The 17,607-nt window shown below is 70.1% G+C and carries 12 protein-coding genes; all 12 read left to right on the forward strand.

The features are described 5' to 3' along the window. Positions 1-75 precede the first annotated feature (75 nt). On the forward strand, positions 76-1,407 hold the full coding sequence (gene tssK, locus FHT32_RS18410; protein ID WP_176666039.1) for a type VI secretion system baseplate subunit TssK: 1,332 nt from the start codon (positions 76-78) through the stop codon (positions 1,405-1,407). A gap of 31 nt (positions 1,408-1,438) precedes the next feature. Next, positions 1,439-2,803, forward strand: coding sequence for a DotU family type VI secretion system protein (locus tag FHT32_RS18415; protein WP_176666040.1), 1,365 nt, complete (start codon positions 1,439-1,441; stop codon positions 2,801-2,803). Beyond that, positions 2,800-6,402, forward strand: a complete 3,603-nt coding sequence (tssM, locus tag FHT32_RS18420; RefSeq protein WP_176666041.1) for a type VI secretion system membrane subunit TssM — start codon at positions 2,800-2,802, stop codon at positions 6,400-6,402. Before FHT32_RS18415 ends, tssM begins: the two co-directional genes overlap by 4 nt. Next, positions 6,399-7,046 carry a type VI secretion system-associated protein TagF gene (gene tagF, locus FHT32_RS18425; protein ID WP_371132193.1) on the forward strand — a complete coding sequence of 216 codons (648 nt, stop codon included), beginning with the start codon at positions 6,399-6,401 and terminating at the stop codon, positions 7,044-7,046. Before tssM ends, tagF begins: the two co-directional genes overlap by 4 nt. Before the next feature lie 682 nt (positions 7,047-7,728). Next, positions 7,729-9,642, forward strand: coding sequence for a serine/threonine-protein kinase (locus FHT32_RS18430; RefSeq protein ID WP_176666043.1), 1,914 nt, complete (start codon positions 7,729-7,731; stop codon positions 9,640-9,642). A gap of 53 nt (positions 9,643-9,695) precedes the next feature. Continuing rightward, a complete protein-coding gene (locus FHT32_RS18435; RefSeq protein WP_256099045.1) occupies positions 9,696-11,321 on the forward strand; it encodes a murein transglycosylase A in 1,626 nt (541 codons plus the stop codon). 166 nt (positions 11,322-11,487) lie between these two features. Next, the gene (locus FHT32_RS18440) at positions 11,488-12,237 is read left to right on the forward strand and encodes a hypothetical protein (RefSeq protein WP_176666044.1); all 750 of its coding nucleotides are present in this window, start codon (positions 11,488-11,490) and stop codon (positions 12,235-12,237) included. Between the two features lie 27 nt (positions 12,238-12,264). After that, the gene (locus FHT32_RS18445; protein ID WP_176666045.1) at positions 12,265-13,446 is read left to right on the forward strand and encodes a hypothetical protein; all 1,182 of its coding nucleotides are present in this window, start codon (positions 12,265-12,267) and stop codon (positions 13,444-13,446) included. 149 nt (positions 13,447-13,595) lie between these two features. Next, a complete protein-coding gene (locus FHT32_RS18450) occupies positions 13,596-15,605 on the forward strand; it encodes a caspase family protein (protein WP_371132194.1) in 2,010 nt (669 codons plus the stop codon). 54 nt (positions 15,606-15,659) lie between these two features. Beyond that, the gene (locus FHT32_RS18455) at positions 15,660-16,217 is read left to right on the forward strand and encodes a type VI secretion system tube protein Hcp (RefSeq protein ID WP_176666047.1); all 558 of its coding nucleotides are present in this window, start codon (positions 15,660-15,662) and stop codon (positions 16,215-16,217) included. A 37-nt stretch (positions 16,218-16,254) separates the two neighbouring features. Continuing rightward, positions 16,255-17,094, forward strand: a complete 840-nt coding sequence (locus FHT32_RS18460; protein ID WP_176666048.1) for a type VI secretion system accessory protein TagJ — start codon at positions 16,255-16,257, stop codon at positions 17,092-17,094. Then, positions 17,087-17,602 carry a type VI secretion system baseplate subunit TssE gene (gene tssE / locus FHT32_RS18465; RefSeq protein ID WP_093204116.1) on the forward strand — a complete coding sequence of 172 codons (516 nt, stop codon included), beginning with the start codon at positions 17,087-17,089 and terminating at the stop codon, positions 17,600-17,602. Before FHT32_RS18460 ends, tssE begins: the two co-directional genes overlap by 8 nt. Positions 17,603-17,607: the final 5 nt, after the last annotated feature.

The raw sequence follows: 17,607 nt of genomic DNA on the forward strand, positions 1-17,607 counted from the left end.
CGGATTTGCCACCAGCCCCCCGAGCCGGAAACTTCGTGTTTCTTTCAGGCAACCCTTGCCGTTGACGGAGTGCGGATGAGTTGGCGAACAAAAGTGGTCTGGAGCGAGGGGATGCTGTTGCAGCCTCAGCACCTGCAGCAGAGCGAGCGTCATGCCGATCACGCGCGGCACGTGCTGCTGCGTTCGACCACGCCCTACGCATGGGGCTTCGCCGAACTGGAGATCGACCCCGCCGCGCTCACGCTGGGCAAGCTGGCGCTGGTGCGCGCGGTGGGCATCTTCGGCGACGGCACCGTCTTCGACATGCCGGCGGTCGACCCGCTGCCCGAACCCATCGACATTCCCCCGACCATGCGCGACGAGGCCGTGGTGCTCGCGCTGCCGCTGCGCCGCGCCGGCGCGCGCGAGGCCGACGCGGAGGAATATGAAGAACTGGTGCGCCACCGCGTGCTCGAGTCGGAAGTGCCCGACTCCAACACCGCCGGCGAGCGCACCGCGATGCTGCAGCTGGGTCAGCTGCACACGCGCCTGATGCGCGCGAGCGAGGCCACCGACGCCTGGACCACCATCGGCGTGGCCCGCGTGGTGGAGCGCCGCGTCGACAACCAGGTGCAGCTCGACCGCGCCATGCTGCCGCCGCTGCTCGACGTGGCCGGCCATGCCGTCATCCGCGCCTGGCTCGACGAGCTGCTGGGCCTGCTGCGCCAGCGCGGCGAGGCGCTGGCCGGCCGGCTCACGCAGGGCGGCACCGGCGGCGTGGCCGAGATCGCCGACTTCATGCTGCTGCAGGCCGTCAACCGCAACGAGGCCGTCTTCGCGCACCTCGCGAAGAGCGCGATGCTGCATCCGCAGCACTTCTTCGAGCATGCGCTGGGGCTGGCTGGCGACCTTGCGAGCTTTCGCGACTCGCGCCGCGTGTCGCGCTTCGGCCCGTACGTCCACGACGACCTCGCGATGAGCTTCCGCCCGCTCATGGACGACCTGCGCCGCAGCCTGTCGATGGTGTTCGAGCAGTCGGCCATCCGCATCGAGCTGCACGACCGCAAGCACGGCGTGCGCGTGGCGGTGGTCACCGACGTGGAGCTGCAGCGCAAGGCCACCTTCGTGCTCGCGGTGAGCGCGAGCATGTCCAGCGAGGCGCTGCGCGCGCGCTTTCCCACGCAGGTCAAGATCGGTCCGGTCGAGCGCATCCGCGACCTCGTCAACCTCGCGCTGCCGGGCGTCACGCTCACGCCGATGCCGGTGGCGCCGAGGCAGATTCCCTTCCACACGGGCGCCAACTATTTCGAGCTGGAAACGCGCAACAGCGACCTGTGGCGGCAGCTCGAGCAGTCGGGCGGCATCGCGATGCACATCGCGGGCGATTTCCCCGGGCTCGATCTTCAGTTCTGGGCGATACGAGCATGACCCCCAGTGGCACCGTCAGCGTGGAGCCATCATGAGCACACCTCCCGATCCCTTCGCCGCCTTCGAGTCGGAGCGCACGGTCATCAAGCCCAAGCCGCGCACGCCGGCCGGTACGCCGCCTGCGCCCGCGCCGACGCCTTTCTTCGGGGGCGCCGATCCGACGCCGGCTGCCGACGTGGGCGAGCTGGGCCTGCTCAATCCGCTGGTGTCGGCCGCCGGCAAGCTGCTGGTGCTGATCGGCAAGCTGCGCAACCTCGCGCAGCCGCCCAACGTGCCGGCGCTGCGCGCATCGACGGCCGACGCGGTGAACCAGTTCGACGCCAGTGCGCGCCGCGCGGGTGTGGGCAACGAGTCGGTGCTGGCCGCGCGCTACGTGCTTTGCACCGCGCTCGACGAGGCCGTGGCCAACACGCCCTGGGGCGTGCAGGCCGGCTGGAACAAGCAGAGCCTGCTGGTGCAGTTCCACAACGAGACATGGGGCGGCGAGAAGGTGTTCCAGCTGCTGGCCAAGCTCGCGCAGGACGTGCCCACGCACCGCCAGCTGCTGGAGCTGATCTACAGCGTGCTCGCGCTCGGCTTCGAGGGCCGCTACCGCGTGATCGACAACGGCCGAGCGCAGCTCGACTCGGTGCGCCAGCGCCTGGCCGACCTCATCGCCAAGGACCGTCCGCCGGTGGAGGCCAAGCTCTCGCCGCACTGGCGCGGGCAGGGCGCGGGTACGGTGCGGCTGCGCGAATCGCTGCCGCTGTGGGTGTTCGCGGCCGGCTTCGCGCTGCTGCTGGCGCTCGCGTGGTTCGGGCTGCGGCTCACGCTCAACTACCGCTCCGACACCACGTACGCGGCGGTGTCCAGCCTGCGCGCGCCCAACATCCAGATCGCGCCGCCCGCGCTGCCGGCGAAGACGCCGCGCCTCGCGCGCTTCCTGGAGCCCGAGGTGAAGCAGGGCCTGGTGACGGTGACCGACGAGGCCGACCGCAGCGTGGTGCGCCTGCGCGGCGACTCCTTCTTCGGCTCCGGCAGCGCCGACCCGATGCCGCAGTCGCTGCCGGTGCTGCGCCGCATCGGCCAGGCGCTGGCCGAGGTGAAGGGCGAGGTGCTCATCACCGGCCATTCCGACAACCAGCCGATCCGCTCGCTGCGCTATCCGTCCAACTGGCACCTGTCGGCCGCGCGCGCCGATGCGGTGAAAGGCGCGCTCTCCACGCTGGTCGACCCCGCGCGCATGCGCTCCGACGGCAAGGCCGACGCCGAGCCGGTGGCGCCCAACGACTCACCGGCCAACCGCGCGCGCAACCGCCGCGTCGAGATCGTGCTGCTGACCGGGCCTGAGGGCGTCGTCGCCACCGCTCCCGCGGCCGCGCCAGCAGCTGCTCCAGCCACGGGAGCGACGAAATGATCAAGAAAATCTTCGGCTTCCTGTTCAGCCCGCTGCTGCTCACGCTGCTGGCGCTGATCGTCGTCGCGCTGCTGATCTGGTGGATCGGTCCGCTGGTGAAGATCGGCTCGCTCGCGCCGCTGGAGGGCGAGACCACGCGCGCCATCGTCATCGGCGTCATCGTGCTCGTCGTGGTGCTGCGCGCGCTGTACCGCCGCTGGAAAGCGCGCCGCGCGAGCCAGCACCTGACCGACGGCCTCATGAAGGCGCCCGCCGCCAAGGCCGATGCGCCGGTCAACGGCGAGCAGAAGATCCTCGACACGCGTTTCAGCGAGGCCGTCGCCACGCTCAAGCAGATGCGCATGCACGCCGCCGGCAAGAAGCCGGGCTGGCGCGACTGGCTTTCCATCTCGGGCGGCAGCTATCTCTACGACCTGCCCTGGTACGTGTTCATCGGCGCGCCCGGTGCGGGCAAGACCACCGCGCTGGTCAACTCGGGCCTGAGCTTTCCGCTGGCCGAGAAGTTCGGCCCCGGCGCGATCCGCGGCGTGGGCGGCACGCGCAATTGCGACTGGTGGTTCACCGACGAGGCCGTGCTCATCGACACCGCGGGCCGCTACACCACGCAGGACAGCCACCAGTCGGAAGACAAGAGCGCGTGGGAAGGCTTCCTGGGGCTGCTGAAGAAGGTGCGTCCGCGCCGGCCGTTGAACGGCGTGTTCCTCACCGTCAGCGTGGCCGACCTGCTGAGCCAGGGGCCGGAGGCGCGCACACAGCTCGCGGCATCGATCCGCGCGCGCCTGCTGGAGCTCGACGGCAAGCTCACCACGCGGCTGCCGGTGTACGTGCTCGTCACCAAGAGCGACCTGCTCTACGGCTTCACCGACTACTTCGACGACCTGGGCAAGGAACAGCGTGCGCAGGTCTTCGGCTTCACGCTGCCGGCCGACGAGAACCTGCAGGTCGAGGAGAAGGGGCTTTCCACCGCCTTCAACCGCGAGTTCGCGCTGCTGCACAACCGCGTGAACGACGGCCTCATCGCGCGCATGCAGCGCGAGACCGACGGCAACCGCCGCGCGGCGATCTTCGGCTTTCCCGCGCAGTTCGGCTCCATCGGGCCGCTGCTGTCGGACCTGCTGGAGCAGGTGTTCACCGGTTCGCGCTTCGCGCAGCCGCCGTGGGTGCGCGGCGTGTACTTCACCAGCGGCACGCAGGAAGGCAGCCCCATCGACCGCGTGATGGGCAGCCTCGCGCGCAGCTTCGGCATCGAGCGCGCGATGCTCGCGCCGCAGAAGTCCAGCGGGCGCAGCTACTTCCTCACCTCGCTGCTGCGCGACGTGGTGTTCCCCGAGCAGCGCCTGGCCGGCGCCGACGTGAAGCTGGAGCGCCGCCGCCACACGCTGCGCGTGATCGGCGTGACGGCGATGACGCTCGTCACCGTCGGCCTGCTCGCGGCCTGGGGCTACAGCACGCTGCAGAACATGAACTACCTCAAGTCGGTCGAGGCCCGCGTGGAGCCCGCCCGGCAGAACCTCGCGGCGCTGCCCGCGCGCGTGCAGAACCTGGTGGAGGTCGCGCCCGTGCTGCAGAGCCTGCGCGACATCTGGAAGACGCCCGACAACCGCCAGGGCGACGAGCCGCTGTCGATGACGCTGGGCCTCTACCAGGGCGACAAGCTCGACGCGGCCGCCATGCTCACGCACCAGCGCGCGCTCAACGACGCCTTCCTGCCGCAGATCGCCAAGCGCATCGAGGACCAGCTGCGCACCGCGCAGAAGGACAACCTCGAGTTCACCTACGAGGCGCTCAAGAGCTATCTGATGCTCTACCAGCCCGAGCACTTCGACCCCGAGGCGCTGAAGGCCTGGATCACGCTCGACTGGTCGCGCAACCTCGACCGAGGCATTCCCGAGGACCAGCGCAAGCAGCTGGAGGACCAACTCGACGTGCTCATCGCTCAGGGCCCGCCGCGCTCGCCGCTGAAGATGGACGAGAACCTGGTGCGCAGCGTGCGCGCCGTGCTCGCGAGCTATCCCCTGGAGCAGCGCGTGTTCAGCCGCCTGAAGCGCCAGCGCGCCAGCAAGGACATTCCGGCCTTCAGCGTGGCCACGGCCACCGGCCCCTCGGGCCCGCTGGTGTTCGAGCGCATCAGCGGCAAGCCGCTGTCCGATGGCGTGCCGGGCATGTTCACCTACGACGGCTATCACAAGCGCTTCCAGAACGAGGTGACCGTGCTCACCGGCCTGCTCGCGAACGAAGACCCGTGGGTGCTGGGCCAGGACCGCAACGCCGCCGACCGCCTGCGCGACGTGGCGGCGCTCGGCGCGCTGACCGACCGCGTGCGCCGCCTCTACCTGGAGGAGTACGTCAAGCAGTGGGAGGCGCTGCTGGCCGACGTGCGCCTGATCCGCGTGAACGGCCTGGAGAAGAACATCGAGACCGCGCGCATCCTCTCGGGCGTCGATTCGCCGCTCGCGAACTTCCTGCGCGCCGTGGTCAAGCAGACCACGCTGATCCCCGCCGCCGATGCCAACAAGGACGTGGTCAGCAAGGCCACCGAGACCGTGCGCAACACCCGCAAGGGCCTGGAAGACCTGTTCGGCAGCGACCCTGGCCGCCAGGTGGCGCCCGGCAAGCGCATCGAGAGCATCGTGGACGACCGCTTCGAGGCGCTGCGCCGGCTCGTCACCGCGGGCGGCCCCAACCAGCCCGCGCCCATCGACGACGCGCTGAAGCTCTTCAACGAGGTGTACGTGTACCTCAACGCCGTCGACACAGCCGTGAAGGGCCGCACCTCGCCGCCGCCGGGCGACGTGGCCGGCAAGCTCAAGTCCGACGCCGGCCGCCTGCCGGAGCCGGTGCGCTCCATGGTCGAGAACCTGAGCCAGGCCGGCGCCGCGCAGGCCCAGGTGGCCGAGCGCGGCAACCTGAGCCAGGACCTGCGCCCCGTCACCGAGTTCTGCGCGCGCGCGATCGCAGGCCGCTACCCCTTCGTGCAGAGCAGCAAGCGCGACGTGCTGCCCGAGGACTTCGGCCAGATGTTCGGCCCCGGCGGCCTGATGGACGACTTCTTCCAGAAGCGCCTGGCCGCCATCGTCGACACCAGCACCCGCCCGTGGCGCTACAAGCCCGTGGCCGAACGCGGCGCCATCACCACCCAGGCGATCGCGCAGTTCGAGCGCGCTGCACGCATCAAGGAAATCTTCTTCCGCGGTGGCGGACGGGGGCCCTCGATGCGGCTGGACTTCAAGCCGGTGGAAATGGATGCGGGCATCACCCAGTTCATCCTCGACGTCGACGGCCAGCTCGTGAAATACGCGCACGGTCCGGTCGTGCCAATGGCCGTGCAGTGGCCGGGGCCGAAGGGCAGCAATCAGGTGCGCATCCAGGTCAGCCCGCCCTCGACCACCGGCAGCTCCGGCGCGGCGGTGGACGGCCCGTGGGCGCTGTTCCGTGCGCTCGACGACGGGCAGCTGGAGGCGGGCGACGCGCCCGAGAAGTTCTTCATCACCTTCCAGATCGGCGCGCGCAAGACGCGCTTCGAGGTGACGACCAACAGCGTGCAGCATCCGATCCGCCTGCGCGAGTTGCGTGAGTTCTCATGTCCGGAGGGGTTGTGAGCGAGGCCGCTTCTTCACCTTCCTCTCTCTTTGCCTCGACTGCGTTGCCGGGCTGGTTCGGCAAGCTGCCCGGCATGGGGGACTTTGCGCATCGGCGGCTGCCGGAGACGTTTCGCGCGGTTTGGGATCAGTGGCTGCAGCGGGGGATGTCGCGGCTGCGGGATCGGTCCGACTGGACCGAGCGGTATCTGGAGGCGCCTGTCTGGTGCTTTGCGCTGGGGAGGCAGGTGGCTGGGGAGCGGGCCTGGATCGGGGTGTTGATGCCTTCCGTGGATGGGGTGGGGCGGTACTTTCCGTTTGCTCTTGCGATGGAGCTGGGCGCGGATTCGCCCGGGACGCTGCGCGGTGAGGCGCTGGCCGCTGCGCTGCGGTGGTGGGCTCATGCGACGCAGGCTGCGTTGGAAGGGCTTGATGGGGATCTGGATGCGCTGCGGTTCGATGCTGTGCTGCAGCGGCTGTTTGTCGAAGGTGCTTCTGCCGATGGACGTGAGAGTTCTGTGGAGTCGCTGGATTTGCCCTTGGCGGGGGCGTCGCTTTGGTTGAGTGATCCTGCTGTTGAACAAGGGGTTCGGATGTTGAGTACCGGGTTGCCTCGGGATGAACAGTTCGATGCTTTGTTTTTTGGATTTGCGGAGGAGGGGTGATGAAGGCCTCTCTTTGTTTTGTGTTCGGAGGCCGGGTCTCGCCCCGGCAGGCGACCTACTTTTCTTTGCTTCGCCAAAGAAAAGTAGGCAAAAGAAAGGCGACCCTACTGTCTGTGTCCCTCCGCTTCGCTACGGGCAACCTGCGGTGCTCGGCGCAGGAGGGGGTCCGCAGAACTCGCTTCGCTCAAACAGCTGCGGCCCTGATCCCTCCTGCGCCTGCGCTCCTCGGCACAGCCAGAAGGGAGTGGGACGCGCCATCGCTGCGCTCGGCTACCGAACAGCCTGGACTGGCCTTCGCTTCGCTCGGCCGTGCACTGAGGCCTCACGACTTCACCAAACCCGATACCCCATTCCAAGCACCGCAAGCGCGAAGCGCTTGCGGTGCCTTGGTGGCCGAGCGCAGCGATGGCCCGCAGGTCCCCAATCCCCTCTGGCTGCGCCGAGGAGCGCAGCGTTTCGCGGATCAGGGCCGCAGCTGTTTGAGCGAAGCGAGTTCTGCGGACCCCGCGAAACGCGAGCACCGCAGGTTGCCCCGTAGCGTAGCGAAGGGGTCGCAGACAGTGGGGTCGCCTTTCTTTTGCCTACTTTTCTTTGGCGAAGCAAAGAAAAGTAGGTCGGCCGCCGGGCCGAGACCCGGCCTCGGGAAGCAAACACTCAGCACAATCAAACAAGGAGCCAGTCAATGACCGACTCCAACGAAGACGACCGCACCCGCGTAGTCCCCAGATCGACTCCGCCGTCGCAACCCACGACAACGGGCGACACCTCAGCCACAGTCATCACTGCAGGCACCCCCACAAGCATGTCCGGCTCGAACCCGGTAACAGGCCCAGCCACCGGCACAACGGAGGCAGGCCTCCTCCCCGTAGGCAGCCGCCTGGCCGAATTCGAAGTCACAAGAGTCATAGGCCAGGGCGGCTTCGGCGTCGTCTACGAAGCCTGGGACCACACGCTGGAGCGCGTGGTAGCGATCAAGGAATATCTCCCCACATCCCTGTCGACAAGGCAGAACGACGGCACCGTAGTCCCGCTCTCGGAAAGACACCGCGAAACCTTCGACCTCGGCATGCGCAGCTTCATCAACGAAGCCCGCCTGCTGGCCCAGTTCGACCACCCGTCGCTGCTGAAGGTCTACCGCTTCTGGCAGGAAAAAGGCACGACCTACATGGTCATGCCCTTCTACCGCGGCGAAACGCTCAGGGAGGCTCTGGTCTCCATCCCCGCGGGCGTAGACGAGGCCTGGCTGATCCGCATCATGGACGGCGTGACGCAGGCACTCGCGGTGATGCACAACGCCAACTGCTACCACCGCGACATCGCCCCCGACAACATCATCCTGCTCGAAGGCTCGGGCCGTCCGGTGGTGCTGGACTTCGGCGCGGCGCGGCGCGTGATCACCGACAAGACGCAGGCGATCACCGTCATCCTGAAGCCGGGGTACGCGCCGATCGAGCAGTACGCCGAGATGCCCGACATGTCGCAGGGCGCATGGACCGACGTGTACGCGCTCGCGGCGGTGATGCACGTGGCGGTGTGCGGCCGTGCGCCGCCGCCTTCGGTGGCGCGGCTGCTGTCCGACAGCTACGTGCCGCTCGCGGGCAACGAGATCCTGCGCAAGCGCTACAGCCCACGGCTGCTGGAGGCGATCGACGCGGGGCTGGGTGTGCGGCCCGAGCAGCGGCCGCAATCGATGGCGGAGCTTCGCGCGGCGCTCGACTTGGAAGTGGGGCACAGCATCGCGCCGGTGCCGCGCACGCAGCCGCCTTCGTCTTCATCGGGCGGCCGGACGTCGATGGGCGCGAATGCCGATGCGGCGACGGTCATCGCGGGCAAGGCCAAAGCGCCGGCACCTGCGCCCGCGCCAAAAGAAAGCAAGGGCAGCGGCAGCAAGACCGCCGTCGCCCTCGCATCGATCGCCGTGCTCGCGGCAGCGGCCGGCGGCGGCTGGTGGTGGTTCCAGGGGCGCGGCGGCTCGGACGACAAGCCGGTCGTCGCGAGCACGCCGGCACCGGCACCCGACACCAAGGTCGTGGAGGCGCCGCCGCCTCCGCCGCCCCCACCACCACCGGCACCTCCTCCCGCGCCGCGCACGCCGGCCGAGTCGCTGCAGTCGCTCGCGACGGGCGCCACGCCCGGCTTCGACGTGACGGCCACGCCGAAGAAGGCGGAGGTCACGATCGGCAAGGACCGGCTCGCGTTCGAGGTCCGCAGCAAGCGCGAGGGCTTCGTCTACGTGTTCCTGCTTTCGAGCGGCGGCGAGATGTTCCTGCTGTTCCCGAACCTGCTGGACAAGTACAACAAGATCACCGCGGGCGGCACGCTCTCTCTGCCGCGCGCCTCATGGCCGATGGATGCGGGCGGGCCGGCCGGCACCGACCAGTTCGCGGTGCTGGTGAGCGAGCACGAGCGCGACTTCAGCGCCGCCGGCGTGCAGAACGACGGCGTGTTCCCGGTGTTCCCGCTGCCGGTGCTGGCCGCGCTGGAGGCCACGCGCGGCACCGGCTCGTCGCCGCTGCTGGGCAAGCCGGTGTGCGCGCCCAACACCCCGTGCAACGACGTCTACGGCGTCGGCAATTTCAAAATCGTCGAGAAGTAATCGTCTGCAGAGCGTCGGCCTTCGGGCCGTGACTTTCGGACAAGGAGGCTTTCATGATGACCACTTCGCAACCGCAGCAGCAGCGTCGACAACAGCAACCCCGGGGGCGCACGCTGGCCTGCGCACTCCGCTGGAGCGTTGCCGCCGCCATCGCATCGCTGGCGGGCTGCGCGGCGCCCCCGCCGGCTGCCACCGACACCAGCGCCGCAAACACCGCTGCCACGGGCACCGACTCCGCCGCATCGCGCCCGCCCCCCGGGGCGAGCCTGGCCGGCCAGGCCCGCACCTTCTCGACGCAGCTCGCCACCTACACCTCGGTGAGCTTCGACGCGGTGCCGGGCTGGTCGCGCGACGACTTCTCCGAGAGCTGGCCGGCCTTCCTCGGCAGCTGCAAGGTGCTCAACGGCCGTGGCGCCGAATGGAAGTCGGTGTGCGACCGCGCGCTGAAGGTCGACAGCAAGAACAACAACGCGATCCGCGGGTTCTTCGAGAGCGAGTTCTCTGCCTACCAGATCCGCGACGACGACCGCCGCCCCGACGGCGTGGTCACCGGCTACTTCGAGCCCGAGATCGCGGGCGCGCGCCAGTACGGCGCCCCCTTCATCTACCCCGTGTACGGCCAGCCCGAGGACATGCTCTTCGCCGACGCGCGCAAGCTGCCGCCGGGCAACGGCACCGTGGCGGCCCGCGTCGAAGGGCGCAACGTGGTGGTGCAGACCGGCCTGAGCACGCGCGACATGGGCGCGCCCGGCCTCTATGCGCTCGACCTCTCGGCCATCTCGCGCGACACGCTCGACCGCAAGGTGCGCCTGCGCATCGAGGGCAAGCAGCTGCTGCCGTACTACACGCGCGAGGAGATCGAGACCAAGGGCGCGCCCAACGCCAAGGTGCTGGCCTTCGTGAGCAGCGCCACCGCGCTGTACGAGATGCAGATCCAGGGCTCGGGCCGCATCCGCATGGCCAACGGCGACATCGTGCGCGTGGCCTATGCGGAGCAGAACGGCCAGCCCTTCCGCCCGACGCTCGCGCAGGCCGCCAACGGCAAGCCGCGCAGCCCGGTGAAGGTGCGCGGCTCGTCCATCGAACTGCAGCTCGACGACGGCGACGACGACAGCGACATCGGTGCGGTGGCCGACGGCACCATCCGCACGCGTGGCTTCACGCTCGCGCGGCCGGTGGCCAGCGGGCCGGTGGTGGTGCCGGGGCGGCGTCCGGCGGCCGGCGCGGTGACGGGCTCTGGCATCAAGGACCCGAGCTACGTGTTCTTCAAGGAATCGCCTTCGCCCGTGGGCGGACCGGTGGGCGCCTTCGGCGTGCCGCTGTCGGCGGGGCGCTCCATTGCCGTCGATCCGCGCAGCACGCCGCTGGGATACCCGGTGTTCGTCTCCACGCGCACGCCCGGCAGCGGCGCGCCCATGCAGCGCCTGACCATCGCGCAGGACACCGGCGGCGCCATCCGCGGCGCGGTGCGGGCCGACTACTTCTTCGGCAACGGTCAGCAGGCCGCCACCAACGCGCGCCGCATGAAGGAGCGCGGCCAGCTGTGGATATTGCTGCCGCGCGGCCTTGCCGTGGCGCAGGCGGCCGTGTCCTCGGCCATCCGCACGCGCGGCGGACCGGTGGGCGCGAACCTGCCGCAGTGCCTGGTGCCTTCGGAGGGCACCTGCGTCGACGACTGAAGGATCGAGAGATGCGAGACCCCGGGCCCATGGCCATCCCGCCGGCCCGCGAAGCGAGGCCCGTTCGGGGAACACCGCTGAACCGGCTCTGCCGGGCCGCCGGTGTTGCCCCCTGCAAGGGGGTGGGCGAAGCGACACGAAGTGCGCGCAGCCTGGGGGTGAGCCCATGATCGAGACGCTGTCGTCCGCGGAAAGCAGCGAGCTCGTTCGCCTGTGGCGACGCCGCCAGACGCTGTCCCCCGACGACATGGGCGCCATGTACCGCATCGTGGGCGACGCGCTGGTGGCCTGCAACCCGCCCGAGCTGCAGGTGCTGGGTGAGGGCCGGCAGGAGCTGGTGGCGCAGTTCATCTACGTGAAGGTGCTGCGGCTGGACGCCGACCCCGACGAGGCCGAGGAGCGCGCCGGCCACAGCGCGCCTTCCACCGCCTTCGCGCTGTGCGCCTACTTCCGCCGCTACCTCATCGACTGCACGCGCGCCAGTTCCTTCCGCCGCAAGCTCTCCATCGGCGACCAGATCACCGAGGCCCAGCTCGAAGACGAGATCGGCCCCGGCGAAGACCTCGAAGGCTGCCTCGCCGAGCACGGCCTGAGCATGCAGGCGGTGCAGAAGGCCGCGCGCGAATTCATCGCCGGGCTGCCCGAGCCCGAGCGCCTGCTGCTGTGCGAGGGCTTCGGCAAGGAGGCCGAGGGCGGGCTCTCGGGCATCGCCTCGCGCCATGCCATTGCCTCCTACCACTACCGCGCGGGCCGCCTGGGCCTCGTGCACAAGCGCGAGGGGCTCACGGCGGACTACGCCAAGACCCGGCTCGGCGGCTGGCTGCAGCAGACGCTGGGCATCGCCATCGAGCCCGGCAACATGGCGGCGATCCTGCAGGTTTTCAAAATCCTCGGTGCTGAAGCGTCTTATGCCTGAAGACATAGCCATTCAGGAACAGACGCCATGACCCACGACCTCTGGCCCCCGCTCAGCGTGATCCGCAGCACGCTGGAAACAGGCACGGCCGTGCCCGACGGCGCACCCGGCACCGCCACCGTCGCGATGCCGGGCCCATCCCCCGGAGCGCCGCCGGAGGCCGAACCCTCGCCGGCAGCCGCGTCCGACCTGCTGCTGCCGCTCACCGAATTGGCCCGGCGCCGCGAGGCCGTGGCCCGGCGCGCCTTCCCGGCCCGCTGGGCGCCGGGCCGCCTCGTCAGCGTGCTGCACCAGGGGCGCATGCTCGGCGTGCTGCTCGACCGTCGCGTGCAGGGCGAACTCTGGCAGGGCTGGATGGCCGCGGGGGAGGCCGACTGGGCCGGCGCCTTCGACGTGCTGCTGGAGCCGGACGACGAGCCCTTCGAGCCTGCGTTCGGCGTGATCCAGGCCTGGAACGTGCTCACGCTCGAGCCCGGCCCGCAGCTTTGCGCGCGCGTGCTCGGCGAAGTCACGGCCACGCGGCTCGCGGCGATCCGCGCGGTGCACGACGAATGGGCCGCGCACGCCGCCCCGGCCATCGCGCCCGAGCCGGGGCGCATCGCGCTGCGCAGCGTGGGCGGCGGCGTCTTCTCGGTGCTGTCGGGCACGCCGCTCGGGCCCGAAGACCCGCGCACCGAGTACCAGGACCTGTACCGCGACGTCGGCCTCGAGCTGGGCAAGGCGCTGTCGCGGCCGCAGGGCGAGGAGGCTTCGGCCTCTCCCGCTGCTCCGTCCGCTGCGTCGCCCGCGCGGCCGCAGCCCGGGCCCGAGGGCGGCTGGTGGGGCAGCATCCGCCGCTGGTTCGGCTCCGAAGGCTGGGTGCGCCCGGCCTTCGCCGTGCTTGCGCTGGTCGTGGTGGTCCAGAACGTCGGGCTGCTCGGCGGACCCGGCGCGGGGCCGGAGGAAGACGAAGTGCGCTTCCGCGCAGTGCCCACCGCACCCGCGCCGGCACGCGCGGACCTGGTGGTGCGCTGGAAGGCCGGCGTGCGCATGGACGAGGCCGACAGGCTTCTGCAGTCGATCTCGGCCGACGTGGTGGGCGGGCCGGGCGGCGACGGCGCATGGCGCCTGCGCGTACCCGAGCCGGTCGATGCGCTGGCGGTGCTCGCGGCCTCGCCGCTGGTCGAGTCGGCCGGGCCGGCGCAACGCGCCGGGGAGCAGCGGCCATGAAACGCGCCGCGCACCAGTCTTCCTTCTCCCTTGTCCACTGGGGCAGGCCGGGAACGGGCGCCCACGGCACGTACATGAGGCGTCCTCGCCAGCCTCGTCCCATCCTTGCGCCGAGAAGAGAAGGAACAAGGCAACTGCGCCTTCTGCAGGTGCTGCTCGTCCTGTGGCTGCTCGCCTGCTGCAGCCTCGCATTCGCCACCCAGCGCGCGCTGCTCGTCGGCGTTTCCGAGCTGGTCAACCAGCCGCAGGCGCTGTGGCTGCAGGCGCCGCGCAACGACGTGCTGCTGATGCGCGACGCGTTGCAGAAACAGGGCTTCGCGGCGACCGACATCGCCGTGCTGGCCGACGGCGTGAACGGCGCCGCGCTGCCCGAGGCGCAAGCGATCCACGATGCGCTGACGAAGCTGCTCGCGCAATCGAGAAGCGGCGACTTCGTGCTGCTGTACTTCTCCGGCCACGGCACGCGGCTGCGCGACATCGTCAAGCGCTACCAGGAGCCCGACGGGCTCTCGGAGAACTTCCTCGCGCGCGACGTGCGCGGCACGCTCGGCGCAGACAACGCTCTGGCGGGCGACCTGCGCGACGTGGACTTCGATGCGTGGATCCAGTCCTTCCTCGCGAAGAACGTATTTGTCGCCTCGGTGTTCGACACCTGCTCCGCCAACTCCATGACGCGCGGCACCGTCGATGCGCCGCCCACCGCCGAGGGCCCGCCCGACGACGAGGTGCGATGGCGCGGCCTGCGCGCGACGCAACTGGCGGCCGGTGCGCCGCCCGCGCGCGCGTTGGCGCCACCCGCGCCGGCCGAGGCCGTGCCGCGCGCCCGCTACGTCGCCTTCTTCGCATCCGAGAGCCACCAGATCACGCCCGAGCTGCGCCTGCCGCGCAAGGCGCGCAACGCCAGGCCGCAGGGCCTGCTGACCTGGGCGATGGTCGAGGCCCTCTCGCGCAAGCCCGCCACGTGGCGGGAATTGTTCGACGGCGTGCTCGCGCTGTACCCGCCGGTCATCGACGAGCTCGCGCAGCGCTTCCCCACGCGCGAGCTCCCATCGCCGGTGGCCGAAGGCAACCTCGACGCGCCGCTGTTTGCCAACAGCGGCGCTCCCGCATCCACGCGCCCCGTGTGGCGCGCGCAGCGCAGCGGCGACAGCCTGGCCATCAAGGCGGGCCTGCTCGACGGCCTCGCGCAGCAGCAGGAGCTGCGCGTGCTCGCGACGCTCGACGACGGCACCGTGCGCGGCGCCTCCGCCACGGTGGCGCAGATCAAGCTCGGCGGCGCTTGGCTCGCCGTGCCCACTGCGTTGAAGGACGTGCCGGGCAGCGCCTTCTGGAGCGTCACGCCGATGAGCGAGCTCGCCGCGACCGCCTTGCGCGTTCGCGCCGACAAGCCGCTGCCCGCCGGCCTCAGCCTCGACTACCCGGCCGCGATCCGCGTGGCCGACGACGCCGCCACCGCCGACGTGCGCTGGACCGATCTCGGCCCCTCGGGCCAGCGCCTCGAATTGCTGGCGCCGCTCTTCGGGGCGAGCGTTTCCACCGTGGTGCTGCCCGACGCCGCCGCGCTGCGCCGCCGGCTGCAGGCGCTGGCGCAGCTCAAGTGGCTCTCGCAGCTGCAGGGCTACGGCAAGGACGGCCAGCTCGACGGCTTCGACGCCGCGCTGGAGGTGTGGAGCGGCGAGCGCATGCTGCGCAGCGTGCCGATCGCGTCCGTGGCGTCCGTCGCACAGGCGGCCAACGCATTGCCTTCATTGCCTCTGGCGCGCACCGGCGAGCGCCTGCGCCTGAACGTGCGCAACACCAGCGGCCGCTCGCTCGACCTCGTCATCGCGGGCATCGACGCGCGCGGCAACCTGCAGCCGGTGTACCCCGACGAGTCCGGCGAAACCAACCGCTTCAAGCGCGGCACGCCCGAGCAGCCCTCGGTGAAGCGCTTCGACTTGCCCTGGCTCGATGCGGCGGGCGACGCGCGCCTGCTGGTCATGGCCGTGCCCGCCACGCCCTACAGCGCGCCGCGCCTCTTCGGCGTGGGCTACGCGCAGGCCGACGTGTCGGAAGTGCGCGTGCGCGGCGGGCAGCCGCCGGCCGAGAGCGCCGAGCGCCAGGTGTTCGCGGCCCTGCTGCGCAGGAGCGGCACGGCGGACGCGGGGGCCAGGCCATGACGGTTCCAGTTCTTCTTCTTTCCTGTTCTTGTTCCATCGATTTTCGGAGGTGATATGGCATTCCTAGACGACGGCTCCTGGAGCCCTGAAGACGCCCGCCAGTTCTACGAACTGATCGGCACCGGCTCGTCCGAGACCGACCTGGTCATGCTGATCGAGAACAAGGGCGCCCCGGTCGAAGGCGAGCTGGAGCGCAGCTTCGACGACGGCAAGGCGCGCCTGAACATCGGCGGCTACTACTGGTCGGTGCAGGTGCCCGAGTCATCCAGCCAGAACCAGGTGGTGCCCAACAACCTGATCGTCGCGCGCCGCAGCGACGCGGCCACCGCCACCATCGCCAGCCTGCTGCGCGCGCAGGAGAAGGACCTGAAGATCATGATCAGCGCCTTCAAGTCCGGCGGCGACGAGCGCTCGCCCGACGCGCAGTCGACCTTCGAGATGGTGCTGGAGAACGCGCGCATCTGCCGGCTGGTGCTGAGCTCGGGCGGCCACTGGGGCGTGCCCTCGGAGCTGATCTCCATCAGCTACCGCACGGTGAAGGTGCGCTCGGCCCCGCAGAAGACCACCGGCCTGCGCGGCGCGGTGCGCGAATGCCAGTTCACGCGCGCATGAGCCGCGCACCGAGTCCAGCCACAAGGAGCCGCACACCATGACCACCGCCGCCGAATTCCTCAAGGCCGCCGACCCTGCAGCCGCCCTCAAGGCCCTGAGCGACGACGTGCGCGCCAAGCCTTCCGACAGCAAGCACCGCGTGTTCATGGCGCAGCTGCTGTGCGTGCTGGGGCAGTGGGAGCGTGCGCTCAACCAGCTCACCGTGGCGGCCGAGCTCGACGCGCTGGCCGTGCCCATGAAGCAGGTCTACGGCGAGGCCGTGCGCTGCGAGGGCCTGCGCGCCGAAGTGTTCGCCGGCACGCGCACGCCGATGATCTTCGGCCAGCCCGACGAGTGGCTGGCGCTGCTCATCGAATCATTGCTGCGCCAGGGCCGCAGCGAGAGCGAGCTGGCGGAAGACCTGCGCCAGCGCGCCTTCGACGGCGCGCCCGCCATCGGCGGCACCATCGACGGCAAGCCCTTCGAGTGGCTGTCCGACGCCGACATGCGCCTGGGCCCTGTGCTCGAGGCCTTCGTCAACGGCAAGTACTACTGGATTCCGTACGCGCGCCTCGCGCACATCAAGATAGAGCCGCCCGAGGACCTGCGCGACTGCGTGTGGATGCCCGCGCACCTGCAGTTCGAGAACGGCGGCGAAACGCTCGCGCTCATTCCCACGCGCTACGAAGGCACCGAGAAGCAGGAAGACGGCGAGCTGCGCCTTGCGCGCAAGACAGAGTGGCGCGAGCTGCGCCCCGAGGTCTGGGCCGGCTGGGGCCAGCGCGTGCTCAGCAGCAGCGACGGCAGCGAGTACGCGCTGATGGACGTGCGCGAGATCCTGTTCACGCCGCCGGAAGCGCAGGCGCAGGTGCCGGCCGAAGGTGCCGTCGATGGCTGAGCTCACGGCGCAGGAGCGGCTGCAGCCCTCGCTGCTCGACCGCCTCGTCGACAACGCGCCCGACGAGAAGCGCGAGGGCGACGACAAGCGCACGCTGACCAAGCAGGCGCTGCGCCAGGCCGTGCTGCGCGACCTGGGCTGGCTCTTCAACGCCACCGGCTACGGCCTCTCGATGGACGACAGGCAGTACCCCAACGCAGCGCGCTCGGTCATCAACTACGGATTGCCTATGCTGTCTGGCCAGTTCACCTCGTCGGTGCAGCGTGTCAGCATGGAACAGGCTTTGAAGAACGCAATCCTGCAGTTCGAGCCGCGCATCCTGTCCCGAACACTCGAAGTCGAACTCATCATGGAAGGCCCCGCACTGGACTCGCACAACAGCATCGGCCTGCAGATCCGCGGCATGCTGTGGGCGCAGCCCGTGCCGCTGGAGTTCCTCATGCGAAGCCGCGTAGATCTTGAAGAGGGCCGCATCGAGATAGTGGACATGGCGCAGAACCCAAGGTAAGTCCG

The sequence above is a fragment of the Variovorax sp. SG517 genome, from assembly GCF_013376045.1.
In the GTDB taxonomy this organism is placed as follows: Bacteria; Pseudomonadota; Gammaproteobacteria; order Burkholderiales; family Burkholderiaceae_C; genus Variovorax.

Bases quoted from the DNA above. Each gene is read 5' to 3' on its own strand.
- tssK (WP_176666039.1), top strand. From the start codon at position 76: ATGAGTTGGCGAACAAAAGTGGTCTGGAGCGAGGGGATGCTGTTGCAG.
- FHT32_RS18415 (WP_176666040.1), top strand. From the start codon at position 1,439: ATGAGCACACCTCCCGATCCCTTCGCCGCCTTCGAGTCGGAGCGCACG.
- tssM (WP_176666041.1), top strand. From the start codon at position 2,800: ATGATCAAGAAAATCTTCGGCTTCCTGTTCAGCCCGCTGCTGCTCACG.
- FHT32_RS18430 (WP_176666043.1), top strand. From the start codon at position 7,729: ATGACCGACTCCAACGAAGACGACCGCACCCGCGTAGTCCCCAGATCG.
- FHT32_RS18435 (WP_256099045.1), top strand. From the start codon at position 9,696: ATGATGACCACTTCGCAACCGCAGCAGCAGCGTCGACAACAGCAACCC.
- FHT32_RS18440 (WP_176666044.1), top strand. From the start codon at position 11,488: ATGATCGAGACGCTGTCGTCCGCGGAAAGCAGCGAGCTCGTTCGCCTG.
- FHT32_RS18445 (WP_176666045.1), top strand. From the start codon at position 12,265: ATGACCCACGACCTCTGGCCCCCGCTCAGCGTGATCCGCAGCACGCTG.
- FHT32_RS18455 (WP_176666047.1), top strand. From the start codon at position 15,660: ATGGCATTCCTAGACGACGGCTCCTGGAGCCCTGAAGACGCCCGCCAG.
- FHT32_RS18460 (WP_176666048.1), top strand. From the start codon at position 16,255: ATGACCACCGCCGCCGAATTCCTCAAGGCCGCCGACCCTGCAGCCGCC.
- tssE (WP_093204116.1), top strand. From the start codon at position 17,087: ATGGCTGAGCTCACGGCGCAGGAGCGGCTGCAGCCCTCGCTGCTCGAC.